General features: G+C 70.8%; 24 protein-coding genes and 1 pseudogene. 16 read left to right on the forward strand and 9 right to left on the reverse strand.

What is annotated here, in order from left to right; all coding sequences use genetic code 11:
- Positions 1–19: 19 nt before the first annotated feature.
- Positions 20–1,222 (reverse strand): MFS transporter, encoded by a 1,203-nt coding sequence (locus ACFSJS_RS16555; protein ID WP_380901007.1) that lies wholly within the window; start codon positions 1,220–1,222, stop codon positions 20–22.
- A gap of 92 nt (positions 1,223–1,314) precedes the next feature.
- On the opposite strand from ACFSJS_RS16555, the gene ACFSJS_RS16560 reads away from it, so the two are divergent.
- The 5 genes from ACFSJS_RS16560 (at position 1,315) to ACFSJS_RS16580 (ending at position 6,381) form a co-directional block, all read left to right on the forward strand.
- A complete protein-coding gene (locus ACFSJS_RS16560; protein ID WP_380901009.1) occupies positions 1,315–1,920 on the forward strand; it encodes a TetR/AcrR family transcriptional regulator in 606 nt (201 codons plus the stop codon).
- 62 nt (positions 1,921–1,982) lie between these two features.
- Positions 1,983–2,860 (forward strand): IS5 family transposase gene (locus ACFSJS_RS16565; protein ID WP_380901011.1). Its coding sequence is split into 2 segments (ribosomal slippage): positions 1,983–2,327 and positions 2,330–2,860, totalling 876 coding nucleotides; the frame shifts between segments, so codons are not numbered across the junction.
- Positions 2,861–3,805: 945 nt separating this feature from the next.
- Positions 3,806–4,873, forward strand: coding sequence for a pentapeptide repeat-containing protein (locus ACFSJS_RS16570; protein WP_380901295.1), 1,068 nt, complete (start codon positions 3,806–3,808; stop codon positions 4,871–4,873).
- Between the two features lie 250 nt (positions 4,874–5,123).
- Positions 5,124–5,471, forward strand: coding sequence for an MOSC domain-containing protein (locus ACFSJS_RS16575; RefSeq protein ID WP_380901013.1), 348 nt, complete (start codon positions 5,124–5,126; stop codon positions 5,469–5,471).
- A 295-nt stretch (positions 5,472–5,766) separates the two neighbouring features.
- Positions 5,767–6,381 (forward strand): GNAT family N-acetyltransferase, encoded by a 615-nt coding sequence (locus ACFSJS_RS16580; RefSeq protein WP_380901015.1) that lies wholly within the window; start codon positions 5,767–5,769, stop codon positions 6,379–6,381.
- Between the two features lie 84 nt (positions 6,382–6,465).
- Here ACFSJS_RS16580 and ACFSJS_RS16585 read toward each other — a convergent pair whose 3' ends face one another.
- Positions 6,466–6,939 carry a GNAT family N-acetyltransferase gene (locus ACFSJS_RS16585; RefSeq protein ID WP_380901017.1) on the reverse strand — a complete coding sequence of 158 codons (474 nt, stop codon included), beginning with the start codon at positions 6,937–6,939 and terminating at the stop codon, positions 6,466–6,468.
- Positions 6,936–7,469: a hypothetical protein gene (locus tag ACFSJS_RS16590; protein ID WP_380901019.1), complete on the reverse strand. Its 534-nt coding sequence runs from the start codon at positions 7,467–7,469 to the stop codon at positions 6,936–6,938. Before ACFSJS_RS16590 ends, ACFSJS_RS16585 begins: the two co-directional genes overlap by 4 nt.
- Before the next feature lie 475 nt (positions 7,470–7,944).
- On the opposite strand from ACFSJS_RS16590, the gene ACFSJS_RS16595 reads away from it, so the two are divergent.
- The 10 genes and pseudogenes from ACFSJS_RS16595 (at position 7,945) to ACFSJS_RS16640 (ending at position 18,261) form a co-directional block, all read left to right on the forward strand.
- A complete protein-coding gene (locus ACFSJS_RS16595; RefSeq protein ID WP_380901021.1) occupies positions 7,945–8,847 on the forward strand; it encodes a GNAT family N-acetyltransferase in 903 nt (300 codons plus the stop codon).
- A gap of 125 nt (positions 8,848–8,972) precedes the next feature.
- Positions 8,973–9,614, forward strand: a pseudogene (locus ACFSJS_RS16600) (transposase); the annotation flags it as partial.
- A 184-nt stretch (positions 9,615–9,798) separates the two neighbouring features.
- A complete protein-coding gene (locus ACFSJS_RS16605) occupies positions 9,799–10,704 on the forward strand; it encodes an NADP-dependent oxidoreductase (RefSeq protein WP_380901023.1) in 906 nt (301 codons plus the stop codon).
- A 456-nt stretch (positions 10,705–11,160) separates the two neighbouring features.
- On the forward strand, positions 11,161–12,402 hold the full coding sequence (locus ACFSJS_RS16610; RefSeq protein ID WP_380901025.1) for a hypothetical protein: 1,242 nt from the start codon (positions 11,161–11,163) through the stop codon (positions 12,400–12,402).
- Positions 12,399–13,964 (forward strand): vWA domain-containing protein, encoded by a 1,566-nt coding sequence (locus tag ACFSJS_RS16615; protein WP_380901027.1) that lies wholly within the window; start codon positions 12,399–12,401, stop codon positions 13,962–13,964. Before ACFSJS_RS16610 ends, ACFSJS_RS16615 begins: the two co-directional genes overlap by 4 nt.
- Positions 13,951–14,700, forward strand: a complete 750-nt coding sequence (locus ACFSJS_RS16620; RefSeq protein WP_380901029.1) for a hypothetical protein — start codon at positions 13,951–13,953, stop codon at positions 14,698–14,700. The genes ACFSJS_RS16615 and ACFSJS_RS16620 overlap by 14 nt, the downstream gene beginning before the upstream one ends.
- A 271-nt stretch (positions 14,701–14,971) precedes the next feature.
- Positions 14,972–15,322, forward strand: a complete 351-nt coding sequence (locus tag ACFSJS_RS16625) for a hypothetical protein (RefSeq protein ID WP_380901031.1) — start codon at positions 14,972–14,974, stop codon at positions 15,320–15,322.
- A gap of 336 nt (positions 15,323–15,658) precedes the next feature.
- Positions 15,659–15,934, forward strand: coding sequence for a hypothetical protein (locus ACFSJS_RS16630; protein WP_380901033.1), 276 nt, complete (start codon positions 15,659–15,661; stop codon positions 15,932–15,934).
- Complete coding sequence (locus ACFSJS_RS16635; protein ID WP_380901035.1) at positions 15,927–17,006, forward strand: polyprenyl synthetase family protein; 1,080 nt, start codon at positions 15,927–15,929, stop codon at positions 17,004–17,006. The genes ACFSJS_RS16630 and ACFSJS_RS16635 overlap by 8 nt, the downstream gene beginning before the upstream one ends.
- Before the next feature lie 91 nt (positions 17,007–17,097).
- Positions 17,098–18,261, forward strand: a complete 1,164-nt coding sequence (locus tag ACFSJS_RS16640) for an oxygenase MpaB family protein (RefSeq protein WP_380901037.1) — start codon at positions 17,098–17,100, stop codon at positions 18,259–18,261.
- Between the two features lie 119 nt (positions 18,262–18,380).
- Here ACFSJS_RS16640 and ACFSJS_RS16645 read toward each other — a convergent pair whose 3' ends face one another.
- The 5 genes from ACFSJS_RS16645 to ACFSJS_RS16665 all read right to left on the reverse strand — a co-directional run bounded on the left by ACFSJS_RS16645 (position 18,381) and on the right by ACFSJS_RS16665 (position 22,480).
- Positions 18,381–19,160, reverse strand: a complete 780-nt coding sequence (locus tag ACFSJS_RS16645; protein ID WP_380901039.1) for a DJ-1/PfpI family protein — start codon at positions 19,158–19,160, stop codon at positions 18,381–18,383.
- A complete protein-coding gene (locus ACFSJS_RS16650) occupies positions 19,138–20,142 on the reverse strand; it encodes a GlxA family transcriptional regulator (protein WP_417823980.1) in 1,005 nt (334 codons plus the stop codon). Before ACFSJS_RS16650 ends, ACFSJS_RS16645 begins: the two co-directional genes overlap by 23 nt.
- 333 nt (positions 20,143–20,475) lie before the next feature.
- Positions 20,476–20,970 carry an RICIN domain-containing protein gene (locus tag ACFSJS_RS16655; RefSeq protein WP_380901043.1) on the reverse strand — a complete coding sequence of 165 codons (495 nt, stop codon included), beginning with the start codon at positions 20,968–20,970 and terminating at the stop codon, positions 20,476–20,478.
- 316 nt (positions 20,971–21,286) lie between these two features.
- A complete protein-coding gene (locus tag ACFSJS_RS16660) occupies positions 21,287–21,958 on the reverse strand; it encodes an MBL fold metallo-hydrolase (protein WP_380901045.1) in 672 nt (223 codons plus the stop codon).
- 288 nt (positions 21,959–22,246) lie between these two features.
- A complete protein-coding gene (locus tag ACFSJS_RS16665; RefSeq protein ID WP_380901047.1) occupies positions 22,247–22,480 on the reverse strand; it encodes a hypothetical protein in 234 nt (77 codons plus the stop codon).
- A 304-nt stretch (positions 22,481–22,784) separates the two neighbouring features.
- On the opposite strand from ACFSJS_RS16665, the gene ACFSJS_RS16670 reads away from it, so the two are divergent.
- Positions 22,785–23,585 carry a response regulator transcription factor gene (locus tag ACFSJS_RS16670; RefSeq protein ID WP_380901049.1) on the forward strand — a complete coding sequence of 267 codons (801 nt, stop codon included), beginning with the start codon at positions 22,785–22,787 and terminating at the stop codon, positions 23,583–23,585.
- A gap of 264 nt (positions 23,586–23,849) precedes the next feature.
- Here the strand turns inward: ACFSJS_RS16670 and ACFSJS_RS16675 are convergent, their stop codons facing one another.
- Complete coding sequence (locus ACFSJS_RS16675; protein WP_380901051.1) at positions 23,850–26,144, reverse strand: ATP-binding cassette domain-containing protein; 2,295 nt, start codon at positions 26,142–26,144, stop codon at positions 23,850–23,852.
- Positions 26,145–26,716 lie beyond the last annotated feature (572 nt).

Here is a 26,716-nt window from a genome sequence, read left to right on the forward strand (position 1 = left end):
CAGCCCGAGTGGATCTCGGTTATCGCAGGGCGTGGTTGCTACGGGCGGTCCAGATCGCCAGGGAGGCTAGCAAGGCGCAGACGCCACCGAGCCAGAGCACGCCCTGGAGCGTGAGCGTGTCGACGATGATGCCGCCGGCCAGCGCGCCAAAACCGATGGACAGGTTGAACACCGCCACCCACAGCGAAGAGGCCGCTTCTACAGCCTGCGGAGCGGTTTTGATCATCCAAGTCTGGAGGCCCACGGACACACCACCGAAGGCCAGACCCCAGACGATTAGCAGGATGGCGCCGCCGATCGCGGTCTGACCCAGCAGCAGGAAGAGTGGCATCGCGGCCGTCATGGCTACGGCGATGGTCAGCATGCTGCGGTGCACGCGGCGGGAAAGTGCCGAACCGGCGACGAAGTTGCCGATCATGCCAGCCGCACCGAACCCGAACAGCAGCGGACCGACATAGCGCTCGTCGATCCCCGACAGCTTCTGCAGCGCAGGGCTCACGAACGTGTAAGCGGCAAAGTGTCCGAACACGAGGAGCAGCGTCGCGATGATGCCGACGCGCACGCCTGGGTTGCGGAGCTGCTCCATCAGTAGCTTGGGCCGGATGGCCTGGGAGGCGACCAGCCTCGGAAGTACCGCCAGCAGGGCGATCAGGGTCACGAGCGCCAGGGCGCTGAGCGAGGAGAAGGCAATGCGCCAGCCGGTCAGGTCACCGACCAGAGTGCCGAGCGGGACACCGAACACGTTCGCGGCTCCGACGCCGCCGAAAATGACCGCGGTGGCGCGAGGCACGTCCGCGGGGGCGACGAGCCGGACCGCCAGGCCGGCGGCGACCGCCCAGAAGCCGCCGATCGCTATGCCGACCAGCACCCGGAAGCCCACCAACACCGCGAAGTTCGGCGCCAGGGCGGAGCCCAGGTTCGCGACAGTCATCAGGGCCATCAGTCCGAGCAGCAGGACGCGGCGGTCCAGCGACCCGACGATCATCGGGACCAGCGGTGCCGCGAACCCGGCGACGATGCTGGGCACCGTCACCATCAGTCCTGCCGTCCCCTCGGAGACCGACAGCGCGGACCCCACAGAGGTCAGCAGACCGATCGGCAGTTGCTCGGCGGTCACCAGCAGGAAGGTACCCAGAGTGACTACGGACACCGCCAGCCAGCGGCTCTTATCCGGGGTCCCCGGTTCCTGTGTCTGGGTGGGGGTCTGTTCTGCGGTCGTCAACGGATCCTCCTCCACACATTCGGGAGCGATCGCTCCCGTATCTGGACCCTAGTATGGGAGCGAGCGCTCCACAAGTTGGGTAAGATGAACTCATGGCACGCCCTCGACAGTTCGACGAGCAGAACGCGGTCACCTCGGCAACCGAGCTGTTCTGGCGGCGCGGTTACCACGCAACTTCGGTGCGTGATCTCGGAGACGAGCTGAAGCTCACGCCCAGCAGCCTGTACCGGACGTTCACGGACAAGCACACGCTCTTTCTGCGCGCGCTCGACCACTACCGGGCCACCGAGTCAGCGCAAGCCCGCCAGCGTCTGGATGCGAGTGACCGCCCGGTTCGTGAGGTGCTGCGGGAATGGATGCTGTGGCTGGTGACCTGCCCGGCCGACGGCACGACCGGCCGCGGCTGCTTCGTGGTCAACACCGCCACCGAACTCGGCACCACTGACGACCAGGTCCATGAGCGGACCGAGGCTGCGTTCACGGTCACCCGGCAGGCCCTGCATGCGGTGCTGGCCGAGGGGCGGGAGCGAGGCGAGCTGTCCGCCGATCTCGACATCGACGGAGCCGTGGAATTGCTGTTCACGACGGTGCTCGGCCTACGGGTACGAGAGCGCGCTGGCCACGATCTGGAGCGCCTGACCACCGCGATCGATCTCGCGATCCGAGCCCTCGGAACCGCACCCACGCAACCCGTCTGACGGCAGCGGGAGATGCGAGGGCCAGTTCGGAGTGTTGATCACCGCCGGTGCATCATCTCCCGATGAGCCGTGGAGACCTGACAGACAAGCAGTGGGGGCGCCTGAACCCGTTGCTGCCGCCGATACCGTCGATGGGACGCCCGCCCAGGGACCGCCGCCAGGTGTTCAACGCGATCTGGTGGCGAACCAGGACCGGCTCACCGTGGCGGGACATTCCCGAGCGGTACGGACCGTGGGCGACGGCATACGCAGTCTTTCGCCGTTGGCAGCGCGATGGCGCCTGGGCCCAGATCCTGGCGGCGTTGAACGCTGCCGCCGACGCCGACGGGATCCTGGACTGGGAGGTGTCGATCGACTCCACCGTCTGCCGGGCGCACCAGCACGCTGCCGGAGCCCGTAAAAGGGGGCTGCCGGTGCGCCCGCGGTGCCGGAATCGCTGGTGAGCGTCGAGCCCGACGATCACGGTCTTGGCCGCTCCCGCGGTGGCCTGACCAGCAAGGTTCACCTGGCGGTCACCGCCTCGATGCACGTGCTGGCCGTCATCGTCACCGCCGGGCAGCGCGGGGACGCCCCACAGTTCCTACCGCTGATGCAACGCATCCGTGTGGGCCGCCCGGCCGGTGGACGCCCACGCATCCGGCCCGACCACGTGTTGGCCGACCGTGCCTACTCCTCACGCGCGATCCGCTCTGACCTGCGCCGCCGCGGCATCGCCCACACCATCCCGGAAAAGAAGGACCAGGCCAGGCACCGCGTCCGACGCGGTTCGGCCGGCGGACGACCTCCCGGCTTCGACACGGAACGCTACAAGGCCCGGCACAAGGTCGAGTGCCGGATCGGACTGTTGAAGCAAGCCCGAGGTGTAGCGACGCGCTACGACAAGCTCGCCTGCCGATACGAGGCCACCATCCAGGCCACCTTGATACGCCAGTACCTGTGAGCGGACCGAACACATCTCAAACAGGCCCTAGTAGCGCTGTGCCGGGAACGCCGGTCCGGTTCCTGGCCGGACCGCTTCGGACAGCGGACGACCGCGCCGACGGAGGTCTTCTTCGCCGCGGATGCGGACACGTTCCCCGCACCGGTCGGTGAGCACGTGGAGGCGGCGGATGCGGGCGTCGTACCGGCGCAGGTGGTGGTGCAGGGCCGGGCTGTGCGGGGTGAGCTGCCGCACAAGGGGCCGAAGGGGGCTTCGGCGGGGCCCAAAGTGGGTGTCAAGGAGCGTGGCGCCTGCTGCAACACCAAGGGATGGCCGGTCCGTCTCCTCGTCGTCGACGACATAGGGACCTTGCAGGCCCGGGCCGGGAAGCGGGCGGTGGCTGCCTCGTCGGGAAGAACTTCGCTGTACCCAGCGCGACGAGCGAGACCCGGCAGGATCTCCGGGCTCCGGCTCCGGGCTCCGCTTCCTGCTTCGCGAGGGCACGGCCGGCATCCCCGGCGACTACGGAAAGGAACCGCCCCTTGCGGGCGGCCGTGTGCTGACGAGGCGCATCAGCTGACGCCCGGCCGCCCGGCGAGGTCCCGACAGCGGCGCCCGTCCGGCAGCCGGCCCGGGTGGTGAGACCGCAGCGCGTTGGCGTGGACCCTGTGGGCCGAGCACTCGGCAGGGGCGCTGGCATGCGCATGTGCTCCGCCACGGACCGGGCATCAACGTCCTACCGGTGCCGGTTGTGAACCGGTTCTCCTGCGTCCAAGGACGGAGCCGGACGTCACTGCGGGGGGAGTCCCGCTGCCCGGTCGCCGTCAGCGTCTTGATCGTTGCCTGCGGGGCGCATAGGCTCCCGTGCCCATGGGGAGGGGGGAGCCGGACCACGGTCGGCGGCCGCGGCGCGAGCGGCTGGGCAGGCGCCGTGGAGCCACGGGGTTGCTGGCCGGAGCGGTGGGCCTGGTGGTTCTGGGAACCGTGTTCGTCGTGCTGCCGGGCGTCGTGGTCGACCACGATCTCGCCGGGGCGAGCGTCGCCCCGCAGGACCGGCTGAAGGCGGTGAACGATGTCCGGACGGCCCTCCTTCAGGTGATCGGCGGTCTGGTGGTGCTCGTCGGCGCGTACGCCACCTGGCGGCAACTGCGGATCAGCCAGGACAACCTGCGCCTCACCCAGGAGGGATACATCACCGACCGGTTCAGCCGGGCGGTCGATCAGCTCGGCAGCGACAAGCTGGACGTGCGCATCGGCGGGTTCCACGCACTGTGGCGGATCGCGGAGCAGTCGGCCCGCGACCGCGAAGCCGTCATCTCCATCCAGGCCGCGTACCTGCGCACGCACCTGCCCTGGCCGCCCCGCGAGCCGGAGCAGCCGGCGGAGGACATGCCCATCAACGGCATCGCGCCGCTGGAGGCCCGTGCCCCCGATGCCCAGGTGGCGCTGACCGGCCTCGGTGTGCTGTGCCAGCACCGCGAGCAGCGCTGGGTCAACCTCAGCGCCACCGACCTGCGCCGGGCCGACTGCGACGGGCTGTGGCTGCCCGAGGTCAACCTCGACCGCGCCTGCATGGAGGCGGCGGGCCTCTACCACGCCAACCTGACCCAGACCTCCCTCGTCTCGGCCAACCTGCGGCACGCCGACCTGAGGACCGCGATCCTGCGCCGGGCCCGCTGCGTCCTGACCGACCTGCGGGGTGCTCGACTCGTCGGGACCGACCTGCGGAATGCCGACTTCACCGACGCCGACCTGCGCGAGGCGAACCTGCGCAAGGCCGACGCCGAGGGCACCGTCCTCCGCCGCGCCGACCTGCGCCTGGCCGACCTGCGCGGTACCGACCTGAGCACGGCCGACCTCGGCCAGGCACAGCTGACCGGTGCCCTGGCCAGTGAACTCACCCACTGGCCCGTCGGCTTCGACCACGCGGCTGCGGGAGTCGTCGTCACAGAGGACCCCGGCCCGGAGCCCCCGCCCCTGCTCCAGCCACCGGGGATAACGACACAGCACCCGCCCTTGCGGTCCCTGCCGTGATAAGGGCGACCCGGTGAAGACCCCGCCGCCTTCGGGACCGGGCCCTGGCTCGAGTCCTGCGGGGCGGCCACGCCGGACACACCGGGAGCACGGGGAGTGGGCGGTCTCTGCACTGGCTCCGACCGCCGCCATGCGGCTGTCGGGCGTGTTCGGCGCGCCGGGCCGGCTGGTGCGGGTACCACCGGAGCACGGCCGTGTGACGGACGGATGGCCCCGGGGACGTCCGGCTATGCGGACAGCAGCCCCGTGCATGTTCTCTTCGCGTTCTTTGGACGCACTGAACAGGCGGACCGAGGCAGGAGGGGGCCGGCGACTGCCGCTGGCCCGGTTCCGGCCCGGCACCGTCATCGACGGCCGGGACGAGTCCCCTCGGGAGGACCGCATCCGCCGGATGGGCGTCGGGAACGCTGAACTGGGCTGTGCCGAGCCGGCCGTCCGATGCGCGGTCACGATGGTCGGCCAGCGCAGCGGCGCCGGGACAGGGCCGGAACCTTTGCGGCCGCATGCCGCTCACCGCGGGGCGGCTGAGGACGGTTCGCCTTCGGTGGCAAGTTCTCCGTGTCGCGGCCCGGCAAGCCGGCTGTGGACGACGGGGTGACCGTCACCGCGTGGGGCAGCCCGCAGGTCCGACAGCCGCCTCCCGACGAGTCGGCGATGGTGGGCGAGGACCGAGGCGAAGCCGGGGAGGTGGGTACTCAGGCTTCCGCTCGTGACAGCGGTGCGGACGGCAGCAGCCCGACCACCGGGAGACCGCCCCCTCGATCACCCACCGGTACCGGCCGAGCTGCTGCGAGACCGGGGCGGCTCGCCTGTGCCGTTGCGGGTTCGGCATTGTCGCCGAAGGCTGACGGCCAGTAGATTCACGTCATCGGGTCCGAGCGGAGGGTTGCTGGATGCTCACCTTGACGGCGGTCGCCGAGGACCCCCTTGTTCTGACCCAGCGCCTAAGCCTGGACGACGGCTCGGAGGTCGTCTTCCGCCCGCTCACGTCCGCTGACGTGGATCATCTGGCAGCCTTCCTCGAGGGGTTGTCCGCCGAATCGAGGCGACTGAGTACGTTCGACGGATACGACCTCGGGGCTGCCCGGGAGCTGTGTGACGCAGTTGCCCGTTACGACAAGCTCAGGCTGGTGCTTGAGGAGGTGCCGTCCGGCAGGGTCGTCGGCCTCCTGGAATTCAGCCTTGATCTCCACCCGTCGGACATCGCCCGCTACCGAAGAGCCGGCATCCGGCTGACGGCGACGGACTGCCGCTTCGGTCCGACTCTCGCTGACGACTATCAGGGCAGGGGGGTGGGGACACAGGTCTTCCCCCTCATCGCGGATGTCGCACGACGTTTCGGCAAGAGGAGGATCATCCTGTGGGGCGGCGTCCTCACCGACAACCCGCGCGCCATTCACTACTACGAGAAACAGGGATTCCGAACCGTCGGCCCCTTCGCCGGCGCGGACGGCACACAGGCACTCGACATGATCCTCGACCTTCATCCGTCACGGGGGCAGCAGTAGGACTCCGCCAGGCCTTTCTGCCGGCCTCGTCCGGGGCATGGTGGGTGTGTGGACACGCACGAAGTGAACCGTGTGCGGGCGAAGTCAGCGTTGGACGGGCAGGAAGTAACGGCGCTTCTCCTTCGCTTGAGCGCCCAGCCGGTCGTAGAACCTGATCGCGTCCTTGTTCCAAGGGGGAGTCTGCCACTGCACTTGGTCGAGTCCGAGTGCACGTGCTTCGTCCAGCACGGCATCCACCAGCATCCGGCCGACCCCCAGGCCCCGGTAGCGCTCCCGCAGGAAGAGGCAGTCCATGTGGAGGTACTCCGCACCGCCCCAAGTGGACACCTCGGGCGCGCACGAGGCGTATCCGATGATCCCGCCGTCGCCCAGCTCCGCGACGAAGCAGCGCAGCCGCCCGGCCGCGGAACCGAAGAGCAGCGCCTCCAGCCGCCGGGGCAGATCGGCAGGCGGCTGCGCCGCGTTCTCGTACGCCGCATGCTCGGCAGCCAGCAGGGCGACGTGCGAGAGATCGACGGGCCGTGCATGCCGCACCCGCGGCATCCCGACAGCCGTCATCGGACCTCGCCTTCGACCACGTCACCGCGCCACACGACCAGCCGTTCCTCCAGCGCGCCGTCTCCGTCCAGCACGTGCCGGCTGAACGCGTCCCGCTCATGAGCCAATACCGCCGCTTCCCAGACGCACGGAGCAAGACCCGACCGGCCGGGCCGCAGCCGGCTGATGTCACCCGCCGGCCCGGTGAAGACAGCGAGGTCGGACATGTACCCCTCGATCCACGTGTGCACCAGAACGTAGTCACCGTCACCACCGGCGTGCACCAGCAGCACAGCCAACCCGAGCGAGCCCCGCAGGTACGCCGACGACAGGTGGTCGGCCGCGATCCGCACCGCTGCTTGTGCATCCTGGTCCGTCACGGTCCGGCCGGGCGCCTCGATCGCGTAGGACTTCACCGCGTGTCCGGCGACCTCGGAGCAACCCAGGGCGCGCACGGTCCGGGCATGGTGGCCCTCGGCCAGCGCACGCAACGCGTCGGTGCCACCAGGTGCCGGAGACCGCCCAGACCGGACTTCGGTAAGATCCGTCATACGGTCATGATGCACGCTCACCCACAGCAGCCGCCATGGGCGGACGATCCGCACCGCCGTCTGGCCCGCGACTGTGAGACCCGCTGCCACCACTCGAAGTCCATGACTCACGTCACGGTGATCGATCCCACGAGCCGCAGGCTCAGCCGCTGATCCACCCTGAGTGGTGGGACTCGCGCACGACTTCCGCGCCGCCGGCGCCGGCGGCGTACTGGTGCGCGCGTACGACGGTGGAGTCCACGGAGGTGTTCCAGTCGATGCCTCGTCCGTCAAGTCCCCGCGCATGTTCGTGCTGCGGAAAACGAGTTCTGCCGCCCGGTCGGCACGGCCTACGCTTCGGTGGTCGACGGTACCGAATGTCCGAGACGACAGGGGTCTTGTTGTGGGCGCGAACAGCGGCAGCGGCCTTGCACCGCTGGAACGGGTGCCTGGTTACGTCTTTCGGCCGTATCGCGGCCATGAGGACCACGGTGCCATGGCCGCTGTGCGGCTGGGCTGTGCGGAGCGGGATCGGATCGACGCCCACTCGGTCGTGGAAGGACTGCCTACGGCAGCCGAGATCGCCGAAGCCTCCGCCAGGCTGGACGACCCGTCCGGGAACCAGCTCCTGGTGGAGTACAAGGGGAGCGTCGTCGGCTACTCGACGATCAGGTGGTGGCAGGAGCGGGACGGGACGTGGCTGTACCTCCACCGTGGTCACCTGCTGCCCGAGCACCGCGGCCAGGGCATCGGCTCAGCCATGCTCAACTGGGCGGAAAACCGTGTCCGCCGGCTCGTGCAGCAGCACGGAACCGCTCGGACGGCCGTGTTCGGCGCGAACGCCATGGCGGCTGAACAGGATGCGACAGCGCTACTGCTCGAAACGGGATACCGGCGTGTTTTCAGTCTGGTGGAGTTCAAGCTGGCCGATCTGAGCCGGCTCGCCGACGGCAAGCCGTTGCCGGCCGGCATCCGAGTCGGTGCCGTCGGTTCGAGCAGCTACCGCGCGGCCTGGAGGACGGTCGTTGATGCGTATGCGGATGCCGCCTACACGAAGAGGTGGACGTTCCAGAGCTTCCTCGCCACGGCCGCCCCGGCCTGCTGGCGGGCTGCTTGGGAGGGGGAACGCATGGCCGGTGTCGCCCTGTGCTCGATCCGTCGGCAGGACCCGACTGTCGGCGAGGTCGAGGAACTGAGCGTTCGGGCAGAGTCGAGGCGTCGGGGACTCGGGCGAGCCCTGCTGCTGGATGGGTTGCGATGCCTTCGCGAGCACGGTGCGGAGACCGTCCGCTTGTACACCGGGACCGCGAATCCGCACCGGTCCTACGACCTCTACGAGAGCGTAGGGTTCCGGCGTCGGAACGAGTACGTCCGCTACCGCAAGCCGATCACCGTCTGATCCGGGAGGGGTGGCTCCGTCGCGCCTTGGCGGGGCGAATTCCCGAAGAGCGGGCTCGGCCTGATCGACCGGACAGGTCCTAGGTGTATCGAAAGTGGATCCTTGACCATGAGTGATCACTGTTCATGGGTCGGGAAGACCTCACGGACGAGCAGTGGGCGGTGCTGGAGCCGTTGTTGCCGAGGGGTGCCAGGGTGGGGCGGCCGCCCGTCTGGCCTCGGCGGCAGCTGATCGACGGCATACGGTTCCGGGTCCGGACCGGTGTTCCGTGGCGGGACGTGCCCGTCGAGTACGGGCCGGGACGGTCGCGCGGCGGGTCCTCCACCAAGCTGCACCTGGCCGTCGAGCAGGGTCGGGAGCCTCTGCCGATCGTGGTGACGGCGGGGCAGCGTGGGGACTCGCCGCAGTTCGAACCCGTGCTGGCAGAGGTCCGCGTGCCCCGCATCGGGCCGGGCCGGCCACGCGTTCGTCCCGATCGGGTGCGGGCTGGCAAGGCGTACGCCTCCCGCAGGAACCGCGCACATCTACACCGCCGCGGGATCCGCTCCACCATCCCCGACAAGGCCGACCAGGCACGCAACCGCCGGAAGCCGGGCTCTCGCGGCGGCCGGCCGCCGCGCTTCGACCCGGTCGACTACCGCAAGCGCCATGCGGTCGAGTGCGGGATCAGCCGCCTCAAGGGACACCGGGCTGTCGCCACGCGCTACGACAAGCCCGCCGTCCGCTACGAGGCGACCGTCCTCGTCGCCGCCGTCAACGAGTGGCTGTGGCCCTCGGACGTCACGCGGTGGGATCCACGTAGGGTGCTCCGGGTCTCACTCGGCTGCTGTGGGCAGCAGCGGGGGCAACCGCTGACCGGTCCAGCGTGCGAGCCGTTGCCGCATCGGGAATCCCCTGGTCGTCATCGGCGTTGGGCCCTGCTGTCAGCAGCCGTCATGTGAAGGGCATTTCGTGCGCGCCATACGGATCGATCGCTTCGGTACCCCTGACGTCCTCGACATCGTCGATGTTCCCGAGCCCGAAGCGGGCCCCGGGGAGGTACTCATCCGGGCAGTTGCGACCAGCGTCAATCCCGTCGACGACAAGACACGGGAGGGAGCCATCGGCGAAGGGACACCGCCTCTACCGATGACGCTCGGCTGGGACCTGGCCGGCATCGTGGTCGACGGTGGCAGCAGCGGGTTCCGTGCCGGTGAACGTGTCGTCGCCATGTCGCATCAACTCAGCTCCGGCCGGGGGACCTGGGCCGATTTCGTCGCACTTCCCGCACACACGGTCGCCACCGCGCCGCGGACGGTCAGCCTGGCCGACGCCGCCACGTTACCGCTTCCCGGGCTGACCGCCGTGCAGACACTGGACTGGCTGGCGGTCAGGGCCGGTGAGCGGCTACTGATCGCGGGGGCCGCCGGTGCAGTCGGCGGGCTGGCACTGCAGATCGCCCGTGCGCGTGGCATCAGGGTCGATGCTCTGGTCTCCCGGGACACGCAGGCAGCCTTCGCCCGCGATCACGGTGCCGACCTTGTCACTACCGACCGCCACGCTCTTCAGGACCGCACCTATGACGCGGTCTTCGACACTTTCGGGGCGTTCGTGACCGATGCGGTGGCCGACGGCGGCCGGTACGCGTCGATCGCCACCCAGGCCGGCCCGGTCCCCGACCTGTCCTCCCGCGGTGTGCGTACCACCGTCAACCAGGTCCGCGAGGACGGCACGGGACTGAACGAGCTGACCGAACTCGTCGACAACGGCTCCTTGCGGTTGCGTGTGGACTCCACTTTCAGCCTTCAGGACATCCAAGCCGCCCACGCCCGGTTTCGTCAGGGAAGCCTGACGGGGAAGGTCACCATCCTCTTCTGACGCCTCCCGATCCTCCGGCCCTTGCGCTCCTGGCCGGAGGATCCGAGGCAGGCAGTCGGCCTGGACGACGACGCCCTCGTCCCCGTGCTCGTCACCGGACACCACTCCTTTGACCAGCGACTTCAAGGTGGCGGAGGGTCACCGCATCAGCCGCGCACCCACTCCCCCGGTGATGCGGCCACCGGCGCGCGCCGGGCGCGGAGTGCGCCGCGTGAGCCGGCACCGAGCGCTCGTCGCGCGCCGCCTTCAGGTGCCGGCGGTGCCGGCGGTGTCGGTGCGCGCGGCCTGCCCGGGCATCGGCTCTCCCCGGTCTGCTGTGTCACCGGCCTTCGCCGCGCGCTTCCCACTACATTTACCCGGCGTTTCCGGAAGGGTTGTCCGGAGTGCACCGCCATCACCGACGATCCTGGCCCGGCCACACGGGGAGAACGCAGGTGTCACGGAGGGGGAACGCAGGTGCCCGCGAACAGACCCGCTACCGAAGAGCCGCGGTTAACCGTCACCAGACCCCCGCGCCGCCACCTGCGCAGAGCGCTGGCGGCGGCGCTGCCCGTCCCGGTCATCGGGCTGGTCCTGCTCGTGGCCTCCGGGAACCTGCTGCTGCCGGTGCGGCCGGTGGTCACCATCGAGGCGAAGATGGCCTCCAAGAAGGACTTCTTCCAGGACCCCGAAGTCGAGCGGCTGCTCATGAAGCACGGTTTCCGCGTGCACATCACGAGCATGGGCTCGCGTGAGATCGCCAAACAGGACTACGGCGGGTACGACGTCGTCTTCCCCTCCGGCCAGCCGGCCGCCGACCTGATCAGCCGGGAGCGCGCCCGGGCGAACCGTCCTGTGCTGCTGTACCGCCCGTTCACGAGCCCCATCGTGCTGGCCACCTACCGGGACTACGCCGAGGCGCTCGAGGCGGAAGGCGTCGCGGAGCGCCTGCCGGGCTCGGGCGACCCGCCGATGTACTACACCCTCGACATGCGGAAGTTCCTCGACCTCGCGCGCGGCAAGAGGAAGGGCGTCCAGCGTGATCCCGAGGACGGCTACCGCTGGGACGAGATCGACGACAAGAACCACGTCCGCAACGGCAACAAGATCCTCGCCCAGACCTCGGACATCTGCGAGGCCAACTCCGCCGGTACCTACCTCGGACTCGTGGCCTTCGTCGAGCACGGGAACGACGCACCGGACAGCGAGGCCGAGGCCGACCGACTCGCCCGGAAGATCAAGCCGCTCCTCATCGAGCAGGGCCTGCCGTCCTCCGAGCGGGCCGACACGTATCTGTCCCCCGACGGGCAGGGCATCGCCCCGATCTCGGTGATCTACGAGCACCAGTTCCTCGCCCACCAGCTACGGCACAAGGCGCAGAAGGGCGAGACCGACGACGAGCGCGTCCTGCTCTACCCGTCCACGCGCTTCGTCACCGAGCCCCAGCTCGTCGCGCTGACCGGCGACGGCGCGCGGCTCGGCGAACTGGTCAGCGAGGACCCCGAACTCCAGCGCCGCGCCATGGAGCTGGGCTTCCGGACCCGCGGCGCCGGCAGTGGTGCGAGCAGCGACGAGTTCACCCGGTTCCTCGCCGAGCGGCAGATCCCGCTGCCCACCACCTCCTCGGACGACACCCGCGCGGTCCTGCCCAGCCTTCCCCTGCTGGAGAAGATGATCGAGATCGTCGGCGACTGCCCGGATCGGACGGGCAGCCCGTGAGGCGCGGCACGCGCCTGCCGGCGCTCTGCCTGGCACTCGTCGTCACCCTCCTCACCGCCTGCTCGGGCGACGCCGACGACGACAGGGTCCGGCTGCGCGTCCTCGCCAGTCCCGATCTCGCCGTACTGGGCCCGCTGCTGGGCGAGCTGCGGGACGAGACCGGCGTCGACCTGCGTCTGGAGCACCGGGCCGACGCCGAGACGAGGACCCCGGACCGCGACCGGTACGACCTCGCGTGGCTGTCCTCCGACCACTATCTGCGTCTCACCGACAGACACGGGATCCGGGGACTGCAGCGCACGGCCACCATGACGTCCCCCGTCGTCGTCGGCCTGAAGCCGGACGTGGCACGCGAGCTTCGCGCCCGGACACCCGGCTCCCGGCTCACCTGGGCGGACATCGCGGACGCTGCCGCCACCGGCACCGTCCGCTTCGGCATGGCCGACCCCCGACAGGCCGGCAGCGGGCTCGCCGCCCTCGTCGGCGTCGCCACCGCCGCGGCCGGCACCGGAGCCGCGCTGCGCCCCGAGGACGTCTCCTGCGACCGGCTGCGCGGTTTCCGCTCCGGCCAGACCCTCACCGCCGACACCGGCCCCGCCCTCGTCGACACCTACGTCGACCACCAGGACGAGGCCAACGCCCTCATCACGTACGAGTCCGATCTGCTCGCCCTCAACTCCTCCGGCCGCCTCGACGACCACCTGGAGGTCGTTCGCCCCGAGGACGGCATGGTCCTGGCGGACTTCCCGCTGCTCCTGCTGAACCCGGCCCACCGTGCCGCGTACGACAAGGTCACGCGCTGGCTGCGGCGTGACCCGGTGCAGCAGCAGATCATGCGGCACACACTGCGCCGTCCCGTGAGTACGACGGTCACCCGGGACGCGCGGCTGCGCGAGCCGGTCGGCAACGCGCTCTTCTACCCCGACCAACCGGCTGTCGTCGAAACGCTGCTGGCGGACTACGGCGACCCCGACCGCCGCACCACGAGCCAGGTGATCTTCCTGCTCGACTTCTCCGGCTCGATGCGCGGCGCCCGGATGGCCGCCCTGCGCGAGGCCTTCGCCGGACTCAGCGGTGCGGACCCCTCCGCCTCCGGCAAGTTCACCCGCTTCCACCGGGGCGAGCGGCTGACCGTCGTCCGGTTCGGCGGCCGGGTGCTGGAGCAGAAGACCGTCACCGTCGCCGGTCCGAGGGATCTGACGGCCCTCGCCGGCACCGTCGCCCGGGGTGGTTACGGCGACGCCACCGCCCTGTGGTCCGCCCTCGACCACGGCTACCGCACCGCCGCTCATGAACTGGCCGCCGACCCCGACCGCTCCGTCTCACTCGTCCTGATGACGGACGGTGAGAACAACGCGGGCCTGTCGTACGCCGAGTTCGTACGCCGCCACAAGGCGCTGCCCGCCGCCGTACGCGCCGCCGTCCCCACCTACCCCGTCCACTTCGGCGAGGCCGACGCAGACGAACTGCGGCGCGCGGCGGCGAGGACGGGCGGACGGATGGTGAAGGCCGCCGGCTCGTCCCTTTCCGAGGCTTTCAAGGAGATCCGTGGCTGTCACTGACGCACTGTGGTGGAGCCTTTGGTGGCCGTGGATGGCGGTCTGGTTGGTGACGGCCGCCGGCGCGGTGGTGCTCGCGGTGATCCTGGTGCGCCATGCCCGGGAGCGGCGCAGGCACCTGCGGCGCTGGCAGTCGGCGTACAGCATCTGCCTGTACCTCGACGAGCAGGCCGTGATGGACCTGTACGAGCTCGGCAACTACCGGTCCGCGCTGGAGGAGGCCGTCGAACTGCGGACGAAGGTCGACACGAGTGTCGGCTTCTGGAGCCGGGTGCTGACGTGGCTGTTCCGGTTCCGGCTGAAGCGGGACGTCAGCCAGGAGACGTTCCGCAAGTTCGTGCGCAAGGACAAACCGATCAACGTGATCGGCGTGGTCGTGGAGGCCTTCGACCGGTCCGACGCCATCGTCCACGCCGACCTGATCACGATGACGGTCGTCCCGAACCGGAACCTCGCTGACAACCTGGCCGACGGTCGTACGGTGACCCTGAGCCGCATCGGCGAATTCGTCTCGGTCAAGGGCGTGTTCTCGCGCGTGCCGGACGTGGCGGAGGGATTCGTCCTGCGGGCCGAGTACGGCGGGGAGCAGCCCCCGGTCCACATGCGCGTCGTGGCCTCCGGGAACGCGCGCCGCTCCATCCCGGACGGTACGTTCACGGCCCGCTGCCTCGGCAAGATGACCGGCTGGCGCGCGGAGACCCGCGAGGTGACGCTGGAGGCGATCGCGATCTTCTGGTGACCGCCGCCTTCGAGTGCATCGAGCCCGGGTCCGATGCGCTGCCCGGCTGGATCGACTCGAAAAGTCCCGGACGACCGGTTCATCGCCCCGGTCCCGCTCCTGCGGTCGCGCCGCCCCGGCTCCCCGCGGTGCGGCCGGCCGGGAGGGAACGGATCCACCGTCGCGCTGCGCCTGCCCCGTGGCCGCCGCATGGCCGCCCACGGCACGGTCGCCGAGGAGCTCGGCTCGTCCGCCGGGGTGCCGCAGGCCGGCTCTGCGGCAGGCTCGCCCCATGCCGTCCCTGCGCCATACCGTCACGCTTGAGCCGGTTCCCCGCCGGTGGGTGGAGGACGTGGTCGTCTCCCTCCACCGGCTGCTGGAGGAGTTGCACCCGGAGAACGGGGTCCTCCATTTCGAGGGCGATCCCGTCCCCGGCATCCGGCACACTGCGGGACGCCATCTCGCTCCCGGGGCCCGGTACGAGGTGGTGGGGAGCGAGGGCGGGGGCGGGCCCACCGTCGAGGCCGGGGACGGGACCGCCGGTGAGGCCGGGACGCGGGGCCGGCTCCTCCGGTCGGGCGCGGCGCGCCCGCTTGCGGGGGCCCCGCACGCGCGGGGAGCGGGACCGGTGCCGCGTCCGTGAGGCCTCCGCGTGGCCGGCGGGTCGCGGCCGCGGGTGGTGCGGTTCTCCCCGGGCGGGGCGGTTCGATCGGTCGATCGGCCGGGGCTGCGTCCGTCCGGCCGCCACGGGCGACGTTCCCCCTGTCCGTCGGAGGGCCGGGGCTGTCCGCCCCGGCACCCCACGGCCGGGACCCGAACGCCAGTTCAGTCACTCACCCGTTCGGTGCTTTCCTCCGTGCCGCAGGCAGAACCCGGCCACTCTGTCGAGGGGACGTCCCGGGGCGGTGACCGCCCTGCCCCGCCGACGGTGCCGGTCGCGGCACCGCCGGCGGGCCTGCGGATACGGGAGGGGAATGCGATGACGCACCGAGCAGGGCGGGAACGCGGTCCGGGGGGCAGTGACGCGGTACTGCTGGCCGTGGGAGCCGCGGACTGGGCCCTGGGCGGTTTGGCCGCCGCGGTGGAGGGACTGCGGGGTCTGCTCGGCCGGGCGGACGTGGGCGAGTTGGCCGAGGAGGGGCGGGAGGACCTCAAGGCCCGCGGACGGCTGGCCCTGGACCGCATGGCCGCCTCCTCACCCGCGTATCTGGAGGTGCTGGCCCGGCACGCCGCCGACCGGCGCGGCGATGTCTGACGGCGGCGCGCCGACCGTGGCAGCGCCCGGCAGCGGGATGCAGATGGCCCTCAAAGGCCGCGTCGACGAGGTGCTGCACCGCTTCGTCACCGACGAGACCGACCGTCTGCTGGCCGTGGACGCGGACCTGGCGCCGGTGGCGGAGCAGTTGCGCGTGGCCACCGCGCACGGCAAGCGGCTGCGGCCGGCGTTCTGCTACTGGGGGTGGCGGGCGGCCGGACAGCCCGACAGCGACGCGCTGGTGCGGGCCGCGGCCGCGATGGAGCTGGTGCACGCCGCGGCCGTGGTCCACGACGACCTGATCGACGACAGCCCGCTGCGGCACGGCCTGCCCACCACCCATGTCGCTCTGCGCGCCGCCGTGGCCGGACGCGGGCGGACGGCGGCGGCGCGGTCCCTGGCCATGCTGGTGGGGGACCTGCTGATGTCGTGGGCCGGCCAGTTGTTCGTCTCCTGCGGTCTGCCCGCCGCCTACCTCTCCCGCGCCCGCCCGCTGTGGGCCGCCCTGGCCCGGGAGCTGGTCGCCGGGGAATGCCTGGAGATCCTGCACACGGGCTCCGCACCGGATACGGCCACCTCACTGAAGGTGATCCGGTACAAGACCGCCAAGTACACCGTCGAGCACCCCCTCCTCATCGGCGGTGTCCTGGCCGGTGCCTCACCGGAGCTGCGGGAGGTCCTCACCGGCTACGGGCTGCCGCTGGGCGAGGCCTTCCAACTGCGGGACGACCTGCTGGGCCTGTTCGGCGACCCCGGGCACACCGGCAAGGCGAACACCGACGACCTCGTCGCCCACCGCCCCACCGCTCTGCTGGCCGAGACCTGGCGCGAGGCGACACCGGCCGAGCGCGAAGATCTCAGACATTTGCTGGGCCGCCGCCGGCCGGATCAGGGCGCTCTGGCGCGGGTGCGCGAGATCATGTGCCGCACCGGTGCTCCGGGCCGTGTCGAGAACATGATCGAGCAGCGGGTGAAGGCCGCCACCGACGCCGTGGAACGGGCCCGCCTGCCCGCCGAGGCCGCCCACGCCCTGGTCCACCTCGCGGCCACCGCCGTCTTCCGCCATCACTGACCACCGCCCGACCGGGAAGGGGCGGTCTCCGGTCGGCGTGGTCGCCACCGCGGGGTCTTCGGATCCCGACTGCGAGAGGAGAGGACCTTTCATGACCTACACCGATGCGTCGATGGACGCGCTGCGGACGGTCGGGGACGAACTGGCCGACGCCACGGTGGCGACGCTGTTCGAGCGCGGGGAGGTGGGGAAGTTCAACGCCCTTATGCGGTACGTCTCCACCGCCGGCCAGGACCTGCCCGAGGGGCTGCCCGACGTCGCCCGGGAGTACCTGCACGCCACCGGCGCCCCACCGTCCTGGGTGGACTGGGAGGAGATGGAGAGGGCCCGGCTGTTCTTCCTCGACAACAACGTGCACATATCCACCGCGCTGTCCTTCGCGGCCATGCCCGCCTGCTACGTCGTCCCCCACGTGGCCAGACTGCTGTCGGCGACGCATTCGCTGGAGTACCCGTCCAAACGGATGGCGGAGACCGGGCAGTTCACCGTCTACCTCATGCGGCCCGACGCCTTCGAGGCCGGCGGCCGCTTCATCCCCGCCGCGCAGAAGGTCCGGCTGCTGCACGCCGCCGTCCGCCACCACCTCAGGCGGGAGAGCCTCTGGGACGTCGAGAACCTGGGGACGCCGATCTGCCAGGAGGACATGATCGGCGGGCAGATGTTCTTCTCCCTGCTGGTGCTGGACTCCCTGCACCGCCTGGGCGTCCACATGTCCGCCGAGGGCGCCGAGGCGTACTACTACGCCTGGCGGGTGGTCGGCGTGATGCTCGGCGTCGACCAGGGCTCCGTGCCCGAGGACCTCCAGGCCGCCCGCCGGTTCCTGGACCTGTACCTGGTCCGCCACATGGGCCCGAGCGAGGAGGGCGCCCACCTGACCCGGCAGCTGATCGACCTGTACGAGGAGGTCGTCCCCGGCACCTTCTTCGACCCGATCGTCTCCGCCCTGATCCGCCATCTGATCGGCGGCACCTGCGCCGACTGGCTCCAGGTGCCCCGCACTCCCTGGGACACCCTCGTCAGGGCCGCCCCCGCCCTGCTGGAGGTGTTGGAGACCATCGAGGACCGCTCACCGCTGGGCGCCTGGGCCCTGGACCGGCTCGGGCACCTCACCACGGTCTTCGAACTGTCCTCCCTCACCCGCGGCCGGGTGATGCACTACGCCATCCCCGAACAGCTCAAGAAGGACTACGGCGTGCCCACCACCGTCCCCCGCACCCGCCGCTGGGTCCCGCCCGCGCCCACCGTTGCCCCCTGAGGGACGGCCCGTACTCCCCCACGGCCCCGCGGCGGACGCACCGCGGCCCGTGCCGCCCGCAAGCGGGCGGGGTCCGGCGAGCCGTCGGGGCGGCTCCGCCGGGGGAGCCCGGCGGAGCCCTACCGCGCCTGGGAGGCTTCGAGCAGCCGCAGGGCCGTCTCCTTGAGTTCCGGGGTGGCTTCGGCGGCGTTGCCGGAGTCGAACGGGGGCCGGGGGTCGTACTCGACGGCGAGCTGGATCGCTCTGGCCACGGTTTCGCCGGCCATCTGCGCTGCGAGGTACAACGCCATGTCCACCCCCGCCGAGACACCGGCGGCTGTGATGATCTTCCCCGAGCGGACGTAGCGCGCGGGCAGGTAGGTGACGCCGAACGTGGTGCTCAGGTAGTCGGCGGAGGCCCAGTGCGTCGTCGCTTCGCGTCCTGCCAGCAGGCCGGCCGCGGCCAGGACGAGCGAGCCGGTGCAGACCGATGCCGTCCAGCGGGTGGACCGGTCGGTTCGGCGGATCCAGGAGAGCAGGGCGGGGTCGTTCATGGCGGCGACGGTGCCGTCCGCCCCGGCGCCGGGCACCAGCAGGACGTCCAGCCGCTCGACCTCGTCGATCGATCGGTCGGCCAGTACGGCCACGTCCCCGGTGTCGGTGCGGACGGCACCGCGGCGTCGCCCGATCATCGTGACCGTCGCGCCCGGCAACCGGGAGAGCACCTCGGCCGGCCCGGTCGGATCCAGGAGGCTGTAGCCGTCGTACAGCAGGATCCCGATCTCGGGTCCGCCGGTGCGCGGGCGGCGGCGCTGCCGGGCCTGTGCGTCTCCGGCCGCGGTGAGGCCGCCGGCGGTGGCCAGGGCTGCGCCGGCGGCCACGCCCCCCAGCACGGTCCTACGTGTCGTTGTGTCTGCCATGGCGAGGAGTCTGCCGCTGCGCAGGTACACGCGCCCGCGGCATGTCCGGCATCCTGCGAAGCGCGTCCCCCGCGACGCCGTAGTGGCGCAGCAGGGTCGTCCTCAGGGTTTCGGCCGAACCGAGGCCGCAGCGCCGGGCCACGGCCGCCACCGGCAGACCGCTGGAGCGCAGCAGGTGGGCGGCGGCCTCCGCGCGGGCCGCCCGTACAGCGCGTGCCGGCGTCGTGCCCAGGTGCGCCGTGAACAGGCGGGTCAGGTGTCGGGTGCTGATTCCCGCCCGCTCGGCCAGTGCCCGCGGGGACAGGTCGTCGGCGAGATGGCCCGCGATGTAGCCGGTCAGATCGCGTACGAGCCTCTCCCCCGGCGGTGGGGCCGCCAGGAACATGCTGATCTGGGCCTGATCCGCCGTCCGGTGCAGGTAGGTGACCAGCTCGCGGGCCACCGCGCGCGCCAGCGTCGGCCCGTGGTCGTCCTCGATCAGCGACAGCGTCAGGTCCAGTGCGCTGGTGACCCCGGCCGAGGTGTAGACGTTGCCGTCGCGTATGAAGAGCGGGGCCGGGTCCACGGCCACGGCCGGGTGGCGTTCGGCGAGCCGGCTGCCGTGTCCCCAGTGCGTGGTCACCCGCCGGTGGTCGAGCAGTCCGGCCGCCGCCAGTACGTACGCGCCGGTGCACACCGAGGCCACCCGCCGGCTGCGTCCGGCCAGACGGCGCACCTGGGCCAGCAGCTGCCGGTCCTGCGCAGCGGTCTCCGCACCGAGGCCGCCGACGACGACAAGGGTGTCCAGGCGGCCGGTCACCGCCGCCAGCCGCCGCCCCGGTCCCAGGCCGATGCCGGCCGACGTGCCCGCCGTCCGGCCGTCGGGAGTGCTCAGCTCGATGGTGTACGGCGGCGCCGCGCCGTAGCGGTTGGCGACGTCCAAAGCACCGCTGGGGCAGGCGACATCCAGGATCTGCGCGTTCTCATAGGCCACGATCACCACACGTCGACGGTCGTCCATGCCACGAATACCACCATGCGCCGGCCGGGTGGCTCGCCTTGTCGTGCGACTCCGCCGGGCCCTGTGCTCCCTGACCGCTCCGGGGGACGACCGCCCCGGCGCCGTGGTGCCCGGTCGGGGGCCTGCTCCCCCGGTACTCCGGCAGCGGCTCCCCGTCGGTGCCGGCCGGCTGCATCGAGTGCGGTGGAGCCGGCCGGACGCACGGGTGACCGGGGTCCGGGGCCGGCGGTGTGCCGCAGCGTCGGCGGCGGCGCGGATCCGGTGGTCGCCGGTGTCTCGAACCTCCGCCGGTGGGCGGCGGGGTGGGGGTGGCTGTCAGGGCGCGTAGTCCCAGTGCTGTTCGTCCGAGCCGAGGCAGTTGTAGATGATCACCTTGGTGCCGTTCGAGGTGCCGCCGCCGCCCGCGGTCGACATGCACTTGCCGGCTTTCATGTTGTACCACTGGTGTGTGCCCGAGTAGTCCCATTTCTGCTCGGGGCCGCCGTTGCAGGTCCACAGGATGACTTCGGTTCCGTTTGCGGTGGAGCCGCCGCCTGCAAGAGACAGGCACTTGCCGCTTTTGAGGTTGCGGATTTCACCCGAGGGCGTGGCGTGGAACCAATACTGCTCGTGTCCGCTGTTGCAGTCCCAGATGATGGCACCGGTTCCGTTGCTCGTACCGCCGCCGCCCGCCAGTGAGAGACACCGCCCGCTTTTGTAGTTCACCGTCTTCGAGTGGATGTCGGCCGCGCCCGCGGCGGGTGAACCCACTGCCAGGGCCGTGACCGCCAGGGAACCTGCCGCCACCGCGCCCCAGAAGCTCTTGCGCATGTGAGAGAACCCTCCGTCCCGCGAGGCGTCCGCCGCCTCGCCGTCTCCTCGACTGCTCCGCCACGGATCCGCAGCAGCCCAGACATGTCGATCCTGGTTCACCGAGCGGGTTCCCGAACATGCCCCTTCCGGCCATCCGACATGCAAAACCGGGTCAATGCCGGATGAACCTTTCCTGTATGGAATTCCCCCGTGCAGCGGCCGACCGCTTTCTTCGTCCCGGGTTGGGCGGAAGATCAGCCGGGAGTGACCGCACTGGTGCGGCAGAAAACGGTGGCGCGAAGGATCCCTCCGCGGCCCGCCGAGCACCTGGGCGTCACCTGGCGGCGGCGGCCGCTTTCCGCAAGGCGGCCGCCGCGCCGCGGGTGATCGGGTCGCCGTGTCCGAACACCGCCGCGTCGACGTCGAGCGTGGCGAGTCGGCGCAGCGACCGCACGGCTCGGGCACGGTCGGTGTTGAAGACGCCCAGCATGGTCCGGCCGACGTTGGCGACCGCGTCGCCGGTGAACAGCACTCCCGGCCCGGGCAGGTGGAGTGCGATCGACCCGTCCGTGTGCCCGGGCGCCGCGACCACCACCGCCCCGCCGCCGAACGCCAGCACATCACCGTCCCCGACCTCCCGGTCCACGCGGCACGGCGGAGCCGGCGGCAGCGGAGGAAGGGCCTCCCTGATCGGCACCTCGAACTGCTCCAGCACTGGTGGCGCCCCGACCGCCTCCCCCCGGATCACCGGAGCGTCCAACCGGTGCGCGATCACCACCGCTCCGTGCCGGCCGGCCAGTTCGGCTGCCGAGCCGGTGTGGTCCTCGTGCCAGTGCGTCAGCACGATCCGCCGCAACTCGCCGTCCAGCGCCGCTTCGATCCCTTCCGCGCCGTCAGCCGCGCCGGTGTCGACGAGGGTCAGCCCGTCGTCGTCTTGCCACAAGTAGGCCGCTCCCACGGGAAAGCGGAGCATGCGCAGCTTCGGCAGTACCTCGATGACCTCCATGGGGTACAGCCTGCGGGGCTGCCCTCGTGGTCGTGCGGGCGTTCGCCGAGGGCACAGCCGGGGCATCCGCCCATGGCCCGGAGCGGCCTGGGGCCGCCCCCTCCAGCAGGTCCGTCCCCCGCCCCGGCATCCGCGCCCACCGACGCTGGTGAAGGCCGGCAGCACCGGCCGTGCCGAGTACCGCGAGGCCGTCGGCGACGGCAGGGCCGGCTCGGCCTCGTCCGGGAGCGGGCCTGCGGCGCAACCCGCCGCGCGGGCCGGACAGGTCACGGGGACGAGGCGGGCGGCTCAACCGATGTGCCCTGTACCGGAATCCACTTGGTCCAGGAAGTCCCGTGCCTCCCGGCGCAGTCGTGCCGGGCTCAGGGGACCGCCCCCGTGGACACGGGTGGTGAAGCCGTATTCGGGGTTCGGCCCGGTCAGCCATGTGAAGTCGTACGTTCCGGGTTCGCCGAGGCGCTCGTGAACCTCGAAACCCTCCCCGTCGACCACCAGGTGCCACCGACGCGTTCGCTCGCCCATGCCCGTCAGTCTGCCGGGCGTCGACAGCCGCCACGGCGTGCCGGCCCGGCGGCGGGCGACCCGTACCTGCCCGCGTGGGGCCGTACCCCCGTTCGCCGCCTCGGGCCTGGGCGAGAGGGCCGACTCCGCGGGGACGACAAGATCGAAAGATGCTCCGGCTCACACCCGGTACAGGCGGTGTCATCAACGGCGGAGGGGGAAGCCGCCCTAAGATTGTGCAGGGTCTGCCTGAGGGCTGCGGCCTCCGACGGTCCGGCCGAGGGATGCGACCCGAGGCCGCCTTGTGACCGAAGGGGGTTGGACATTGCTCGGCAACGGCTTGAAGGTGCTGATCGTGGGGGACTGCGAGGGCCTCACAGAAATGATCAGAGACCTCGAGCGGCACGGTTTCGAAGCCGAGTCGGTGGCGACCGGCGCCGAGGCCATGGCCTCCCACCGCGAACACGACGTGGTGCTGATCGACCTCGATCTGAAGGACTTCGACGGTCTGACCCTGTGTCGGCAGATCCGCAACGCCAGTGACATCCCGATGATCGGCTTCGCCTGCTCCGCCGCGCTCGAGCGCGTCCTCGCCCTGGAGGCGGGCTGTGATGACTGCGTGGTGAAGCCGTACTACAGCCGTGAACTCGTGGCGCGCCTCGGCGCGCTGCTCCGGCGGGCCCGCGTGCTGTCCCCACCGGCGCTGACGGTCGGCAAGCTGCAGATCCATCCCACCCTGCGCCAGGTGAGGGTCGGGAACCGGCCGATCGAGACCACCCGCAAGGAGTTCGAACTGCTCCACCTGCTCGCCGCCGAACCCGGCAAGCTCTTCTCCAGGGCCGAGCTGCTGCGGCGGGTATGGGGCTACGACGCCGTCAGCGCGGACGTGACATCGCTGGCCGGCCGCACGATCGACACACACGTCAGCAGCCTGCGCAAGAAACTCGGCTCGCCCGATTGGATCATTACCGTCCGCGGGGTCGGCTTCCGGTTCAACAGGGAAGCGACCCGCGGCGAGCCCTGCCCGGACAAGGAGCCGGCCCGCGCGAACGGCACCTCGGGACGCCACGCGCCCCGGCCGCCGTCGCACGGGCTCCTCCGTGAGGTGAACTCGGCGCCGCAGTGAGCCGACCGCCGTGCGGACGAGCGGACGAGCGGACGAGCCTGCCGGAGCCGACCCAGCGCAGCGTCGGGGAAACCTCCGACAGCGGCACCCCCTCAGCACGGCACCTCCTCGGTCATCGTGACCGGGGCCGGACTGGCCGGACTGGCCGGACTGGCCGCGGCCTGCGCATTGACGAGGCAGGGCGTCACGGTCACCGGACGGACTTCGGACGTGCTCACTGCCGGTCCCCTCCCGTCGCGTCGACATGGCGGTGGCGGTGCGGCGTCAGCCCTGCACCTGCGCGAGATCGGCCCGCAGGTATTGGGCGGTGACCGAGTGCTCGTGGGCGGCGAGTTCCTTCGGTGTGCCCTCGAAGACCACCCGGCCGCCGTGCCGGCCGGCGCCCGGTCCGAGGTCGATCACCCAGTCGGCGTGTTTGACGACCTGGAGGTCGTGCTCCACGACGACGACCGTGTTCCCGTCGTCCACGATGCGGTCGAACAGCGCGAGCAGCGTGTCGACGTCGGCCATGTGCAGCCCGGTCGTCGGTTCGTCGAAGACGAAGACGTTGCCGGTGTCCTGGAGCCGGTGGGCGAGCTTGAGCCGCTGCCGCTCGCCTCCCGAGAGGGTCGACAGCGGCTGGCCCAGGGTCAGGTAGGACAGCCCGACGTCCTGGAGCATCGCCAGCTTCCGGACCACCGCGGCGTCCTCGTCGAAGAAGGACAGCCCCTCCTCGACGGTGAGCGCGAGCACTTCGGCGATGTTCTTGCCGCGCAGTGTCTTCTCGAGCGCTTCCGCCCGGTACCTGCGGCCCTCGCACACCTCGCAGGTCACGGTCACCGGGTCCATGTAGGCGAGGTCCGTCTGGATCACGCCGCGCCCCTGGCAGGCCGGGCAGCCGCCCGTGGAGTTGAAGCTGAACAGGCCGGGCTCGGCGTCGTTGGCCTCGGCGAACATCGCGCGGACCGTGTCCATGATGTCCACGTAGGTGGCCGGTGTGGACCGCGAGGAGATGCCGATGCTCGACTGGTCGATCATGACCGCTTCAGGGTACTGGGCGGCGAACGCCCCGGAGATCAGCGAACTCTTCCCCGACCCGGCCACTCCGGTCACCGCGGTCATGATCCCCGTGGGAATGCCGACGGTGATGTTCTTCAGGTTGTTCAGCGTGGCGTCGCGGACGGTCAGGAAGCCGGTGGGGGTACGCAGCTCCTCCTTCAGGCCGCGGCGCTGGCGGAGCTTGCGGCCGGTGAGCGTGTCGGCTTCGCGCAGCTCCCGGTAGGACCCCTCGAACACGATCTCGCCGCCGTGCACACCGGCTCCGGGCCCCATGTCGACGATGTGGTCGGCGGCGGCCATGACGTCCGGATTGTGTTCCACGACGAGCACGGTGTTGCCCTTGTCCCGCAGCTCGGCGAGGAGTTCGTTGAGCCGGTGCACGTCCCGCGGGTGCAGGGCGACGCTCGGCTCGTCGAAGATGAAGGTCAGGTCGCTCAGACTGCTGCCGAGGTGCCGCACCGTCTTCAGCCGCTGGCCCTCGCCTCCGGAGAGGGTGGACGTCTCGCGGCCGAGACTGAGGTAGCCCAGCCCGATCGCCTCCACACGTCGCAGGGCCGCGGTGACCGCCTGCACGATGGGTTCGGCCACCGGATCGTCGATGCGCCCCAGCTCGGTGATCAGTTCGCTCACCTCCATGGCGGCGTAGTCGGCGATGTTCTTGCCGTGGATCCTGGAGGCGAGCGCCGCCTGGTTGAGCCGGCCACCGCCGCACACCCCGCAGGTGCCGACCCGAACGACCTGCTCGACGGCCTGGCGCTCCTTGCCCTTCAGCGCGTCCATGCCGTTCTTGAGATAGCGGCGGTTGAACCGGACCACGATCCCTTCGTATTCGTTGGAATACGTCAGTTCACGGCCGGGACGCTGGACCTTGAAGCCTCCTCCGTAAAGCAGCAGCTCCCGATCCTCCGCGGTGAATTTCTTCAGCGGCTTGTCGGGGTCGAAAAGGCCCGATTGGGCATACAGCTGCCAGTTGAAACTGCCCACGGCGAACAGCGGCGACGTGATGGCACCGTCGTTGAGTGACTTGCTCTCGTCCAGGAGCAGCCCGAGGTCCAGCCGCGCGGTGCGGCCCAGCCCCTCGCACTCGGTGCACATCCCCTGCGGGTCGTTGAACGAGTACATGGTGGACGGGCCGGCGCTGGGCTTGCCGTGCCGGGAGAACAGGACGCGTAAAGCCGCGTTGATCTCCGTCATGGTGCCCACCGTCGACCTGGAGTTGCCGCCGATCGGTTTCTGGTCGACCACGATGGCGGCGGACAGGTTGGCCATCCCCCTGGCGTTCGGGCGCTCGTACTTCGGCAGCCGGTTGCGGATGAACCAGGGAAAGGTCGCGTTGAGCTGCCGTTGGGACTCGACGGCGATCGTACTGAAGACCAATGACGACTTACCGGATCCCGACACACCCGTGAACACGGTCAGCTTCCCTTTCGGGATGCGCAGCGACACGCCCTTCAGGTTGTTCTCCCAGATGCCGTCCAGCGCGATGGTGTCGCTCGCCTGCCGCCCGCCCCGGCTTTCCATCAATCCTCCTCGGCCTTCCGGCAGCTTTTCACGGACCGGAAATCTTATCAGCGGCGCGACCATCCGGCAATTTGTGAATGCCGTTCCGCGCGGCACCCTGGCGCCACTCGGATGAAATCACCCCGATTGGTCCCCGTTCAGACGCTACCGCACCTGCGCAGACAGGCGCCGCCATCCGCCCGGCGCCTGTGTGAAATTTCTTTTGAAAAGGATCTGACAGGAACTTGGAAATCGCCTGAGTGTGTCCGTCGGCACCCACGGCCGGTGTCCGGCGCAGAGCAATTCGAGCCGCGGCCGCCGCCTGGGAGGAGTTCACCGCGCCCGGGCTGAGCGCCGGGACATCGCGTTGCCGTGGCCGCGGAGTCGAAGACGCCCGGCGGGACATGGCGGGAGACGGCGTGACGAGACGCCCTCCGCGAACGCCGCGGTCCTGGGCTTCGACCCGGCCGAACGCACGTGGGTCAACGGCCCCGCGACGACGGCGCCGTCGTTCGCCGCCGCACCGGCGCTGGGGGGCGAGCCTCTGATCGACGAGGCGTCCCGCCAGGCGGTCGCCACCGACCCGGGCAGCA

The organism is Streptomyces desertarenae (assembly GCF_042681365.1).
Classification (GTDB): domain Bacteria; phylum Actinomycetota; class Actinomycetes; order Streptomycetales; family Streptomycetaceae; genus Streptomyces; species Streptomyces desertarenae.

What these genes read in the sequence shown, in the direction of transcription:
- ACFSJS_RS16630 (WP_380901033.1), top strand. Translation starts at nt 15,659, where the DNA reads ATGACGCACCGAGCAGGGCGGGAACGCGGTCCGGGGGGCAGTGACGCG.
- ACFSJS_RS16660 (WP_380901045.1), bottom strand. Translation starts at nt 21,958, where the DNA reads ATGGAGGTCATCGAGGTACTGCCGAAGCTGCGCATGCTCCGCTTTCCC.
- ACFSJS_RS16625 (WP_380901031.1), top strand. Translation starts at nt 14,972, where the DNA reads ATGCCGTCCCTGCGCCATACCGTCACGCTTGAGCCGGTTCCCCGCCGG.
- ACFSJS_RS16635 (WP_380901035.1), top strand. Translation starts at nt 15,927, where the DNA reads ATGTCTGACGGCGGCGCGCCGACCGTGGCAGCGCCCGGCAGCGGGATG.
- ACFSJS_RS16590 (WP_380901019.1), bottom strand. Translation starts at nt 7,469, where the DNA reads ATGACGGATCTTACCGAAGTCCGGTCTGGGCGGTCTCCGGCACCTGGT.
- ACFSJS_RS16655 (WP_380901043.1), bottom strand. Translation starts at nt 20,970, where the DNA reads ATGCGCAAGAGCTTCTGGGGCGCGGTGGCGGCAGGTTCCCTGGCGGTC.
- ACFSJS_RS16585 (WP_380901017.1), bottom strand. Translation starts at nt 6,939, where the DNA reads ATGACGGCTGTCGGGATGCCGCGGGTGCGGCATGCACGGCCCGTCGAT.
- ACFSJS_RS16560 (WP_380901009.1), top strand. Translation starts at nt 1,315, where the DNA reads ATGGCACGCCCTCGACAGTTCGACGAGCAGAACGCGGTCACCTCGGCA.
- ACFSJS_RS16580 (WP_380901015.1), top strand. Translation starts at nt 5,767, where the DNA reads ATGCTCACCTTGACGGCGGTCGCCGAGGACCCCCTTGTTCTGACCCAG.
- ACFSJS_RS16645 (WP_380901039.1), bottom strand. Translation starts at nt 19,160, where the DNA reads ATGGCAGACACAACGACACGTAGGACCGTGCTGGGGGGCGTGGCCGCC.
- ACFSJS_RS16575 (WP_380901013.1), top strand. Translation starts at nt 5,124, where the DNA reads ATGTTCTCTTCGCGTTCTTTGGACGCACTGAACAGGCGGACCGAGGCA.
- ACFSJS_RS16595 (WP_380901021.1), top strand. Translation starts at nt 7,945, where the DNA reads ATGGCCGCTGTGCGGCTGGGCTGTGCGGAGCGGGATCGGATCGACGCC.
- ACFSJS_RS16665 (WP_380901047.1), bottom strand. Translation starts at nt 22,480, where the DNA reads ATGGGCGAGCGAACGCGTCGGTGGCACCTGGTGGTCGACGGGGAGGGT.
- ACFSJS_RS16640 (WP_380901037.1), top strand. Translation starts at nt 17,098, where the DNA reads ATGACCTACACCGATGCGTCGATGGACGCGCTGCGGACGGTCGGGGAC.
- ACFSJS_RS16675 (WP_380901051.1), bottom strand. Translation starts at nt 26,144, where the DNA reads ATGGAAAGCCGGGGCGGGCGGCAGGCGAGCGACACCATCGCGCTGGAC.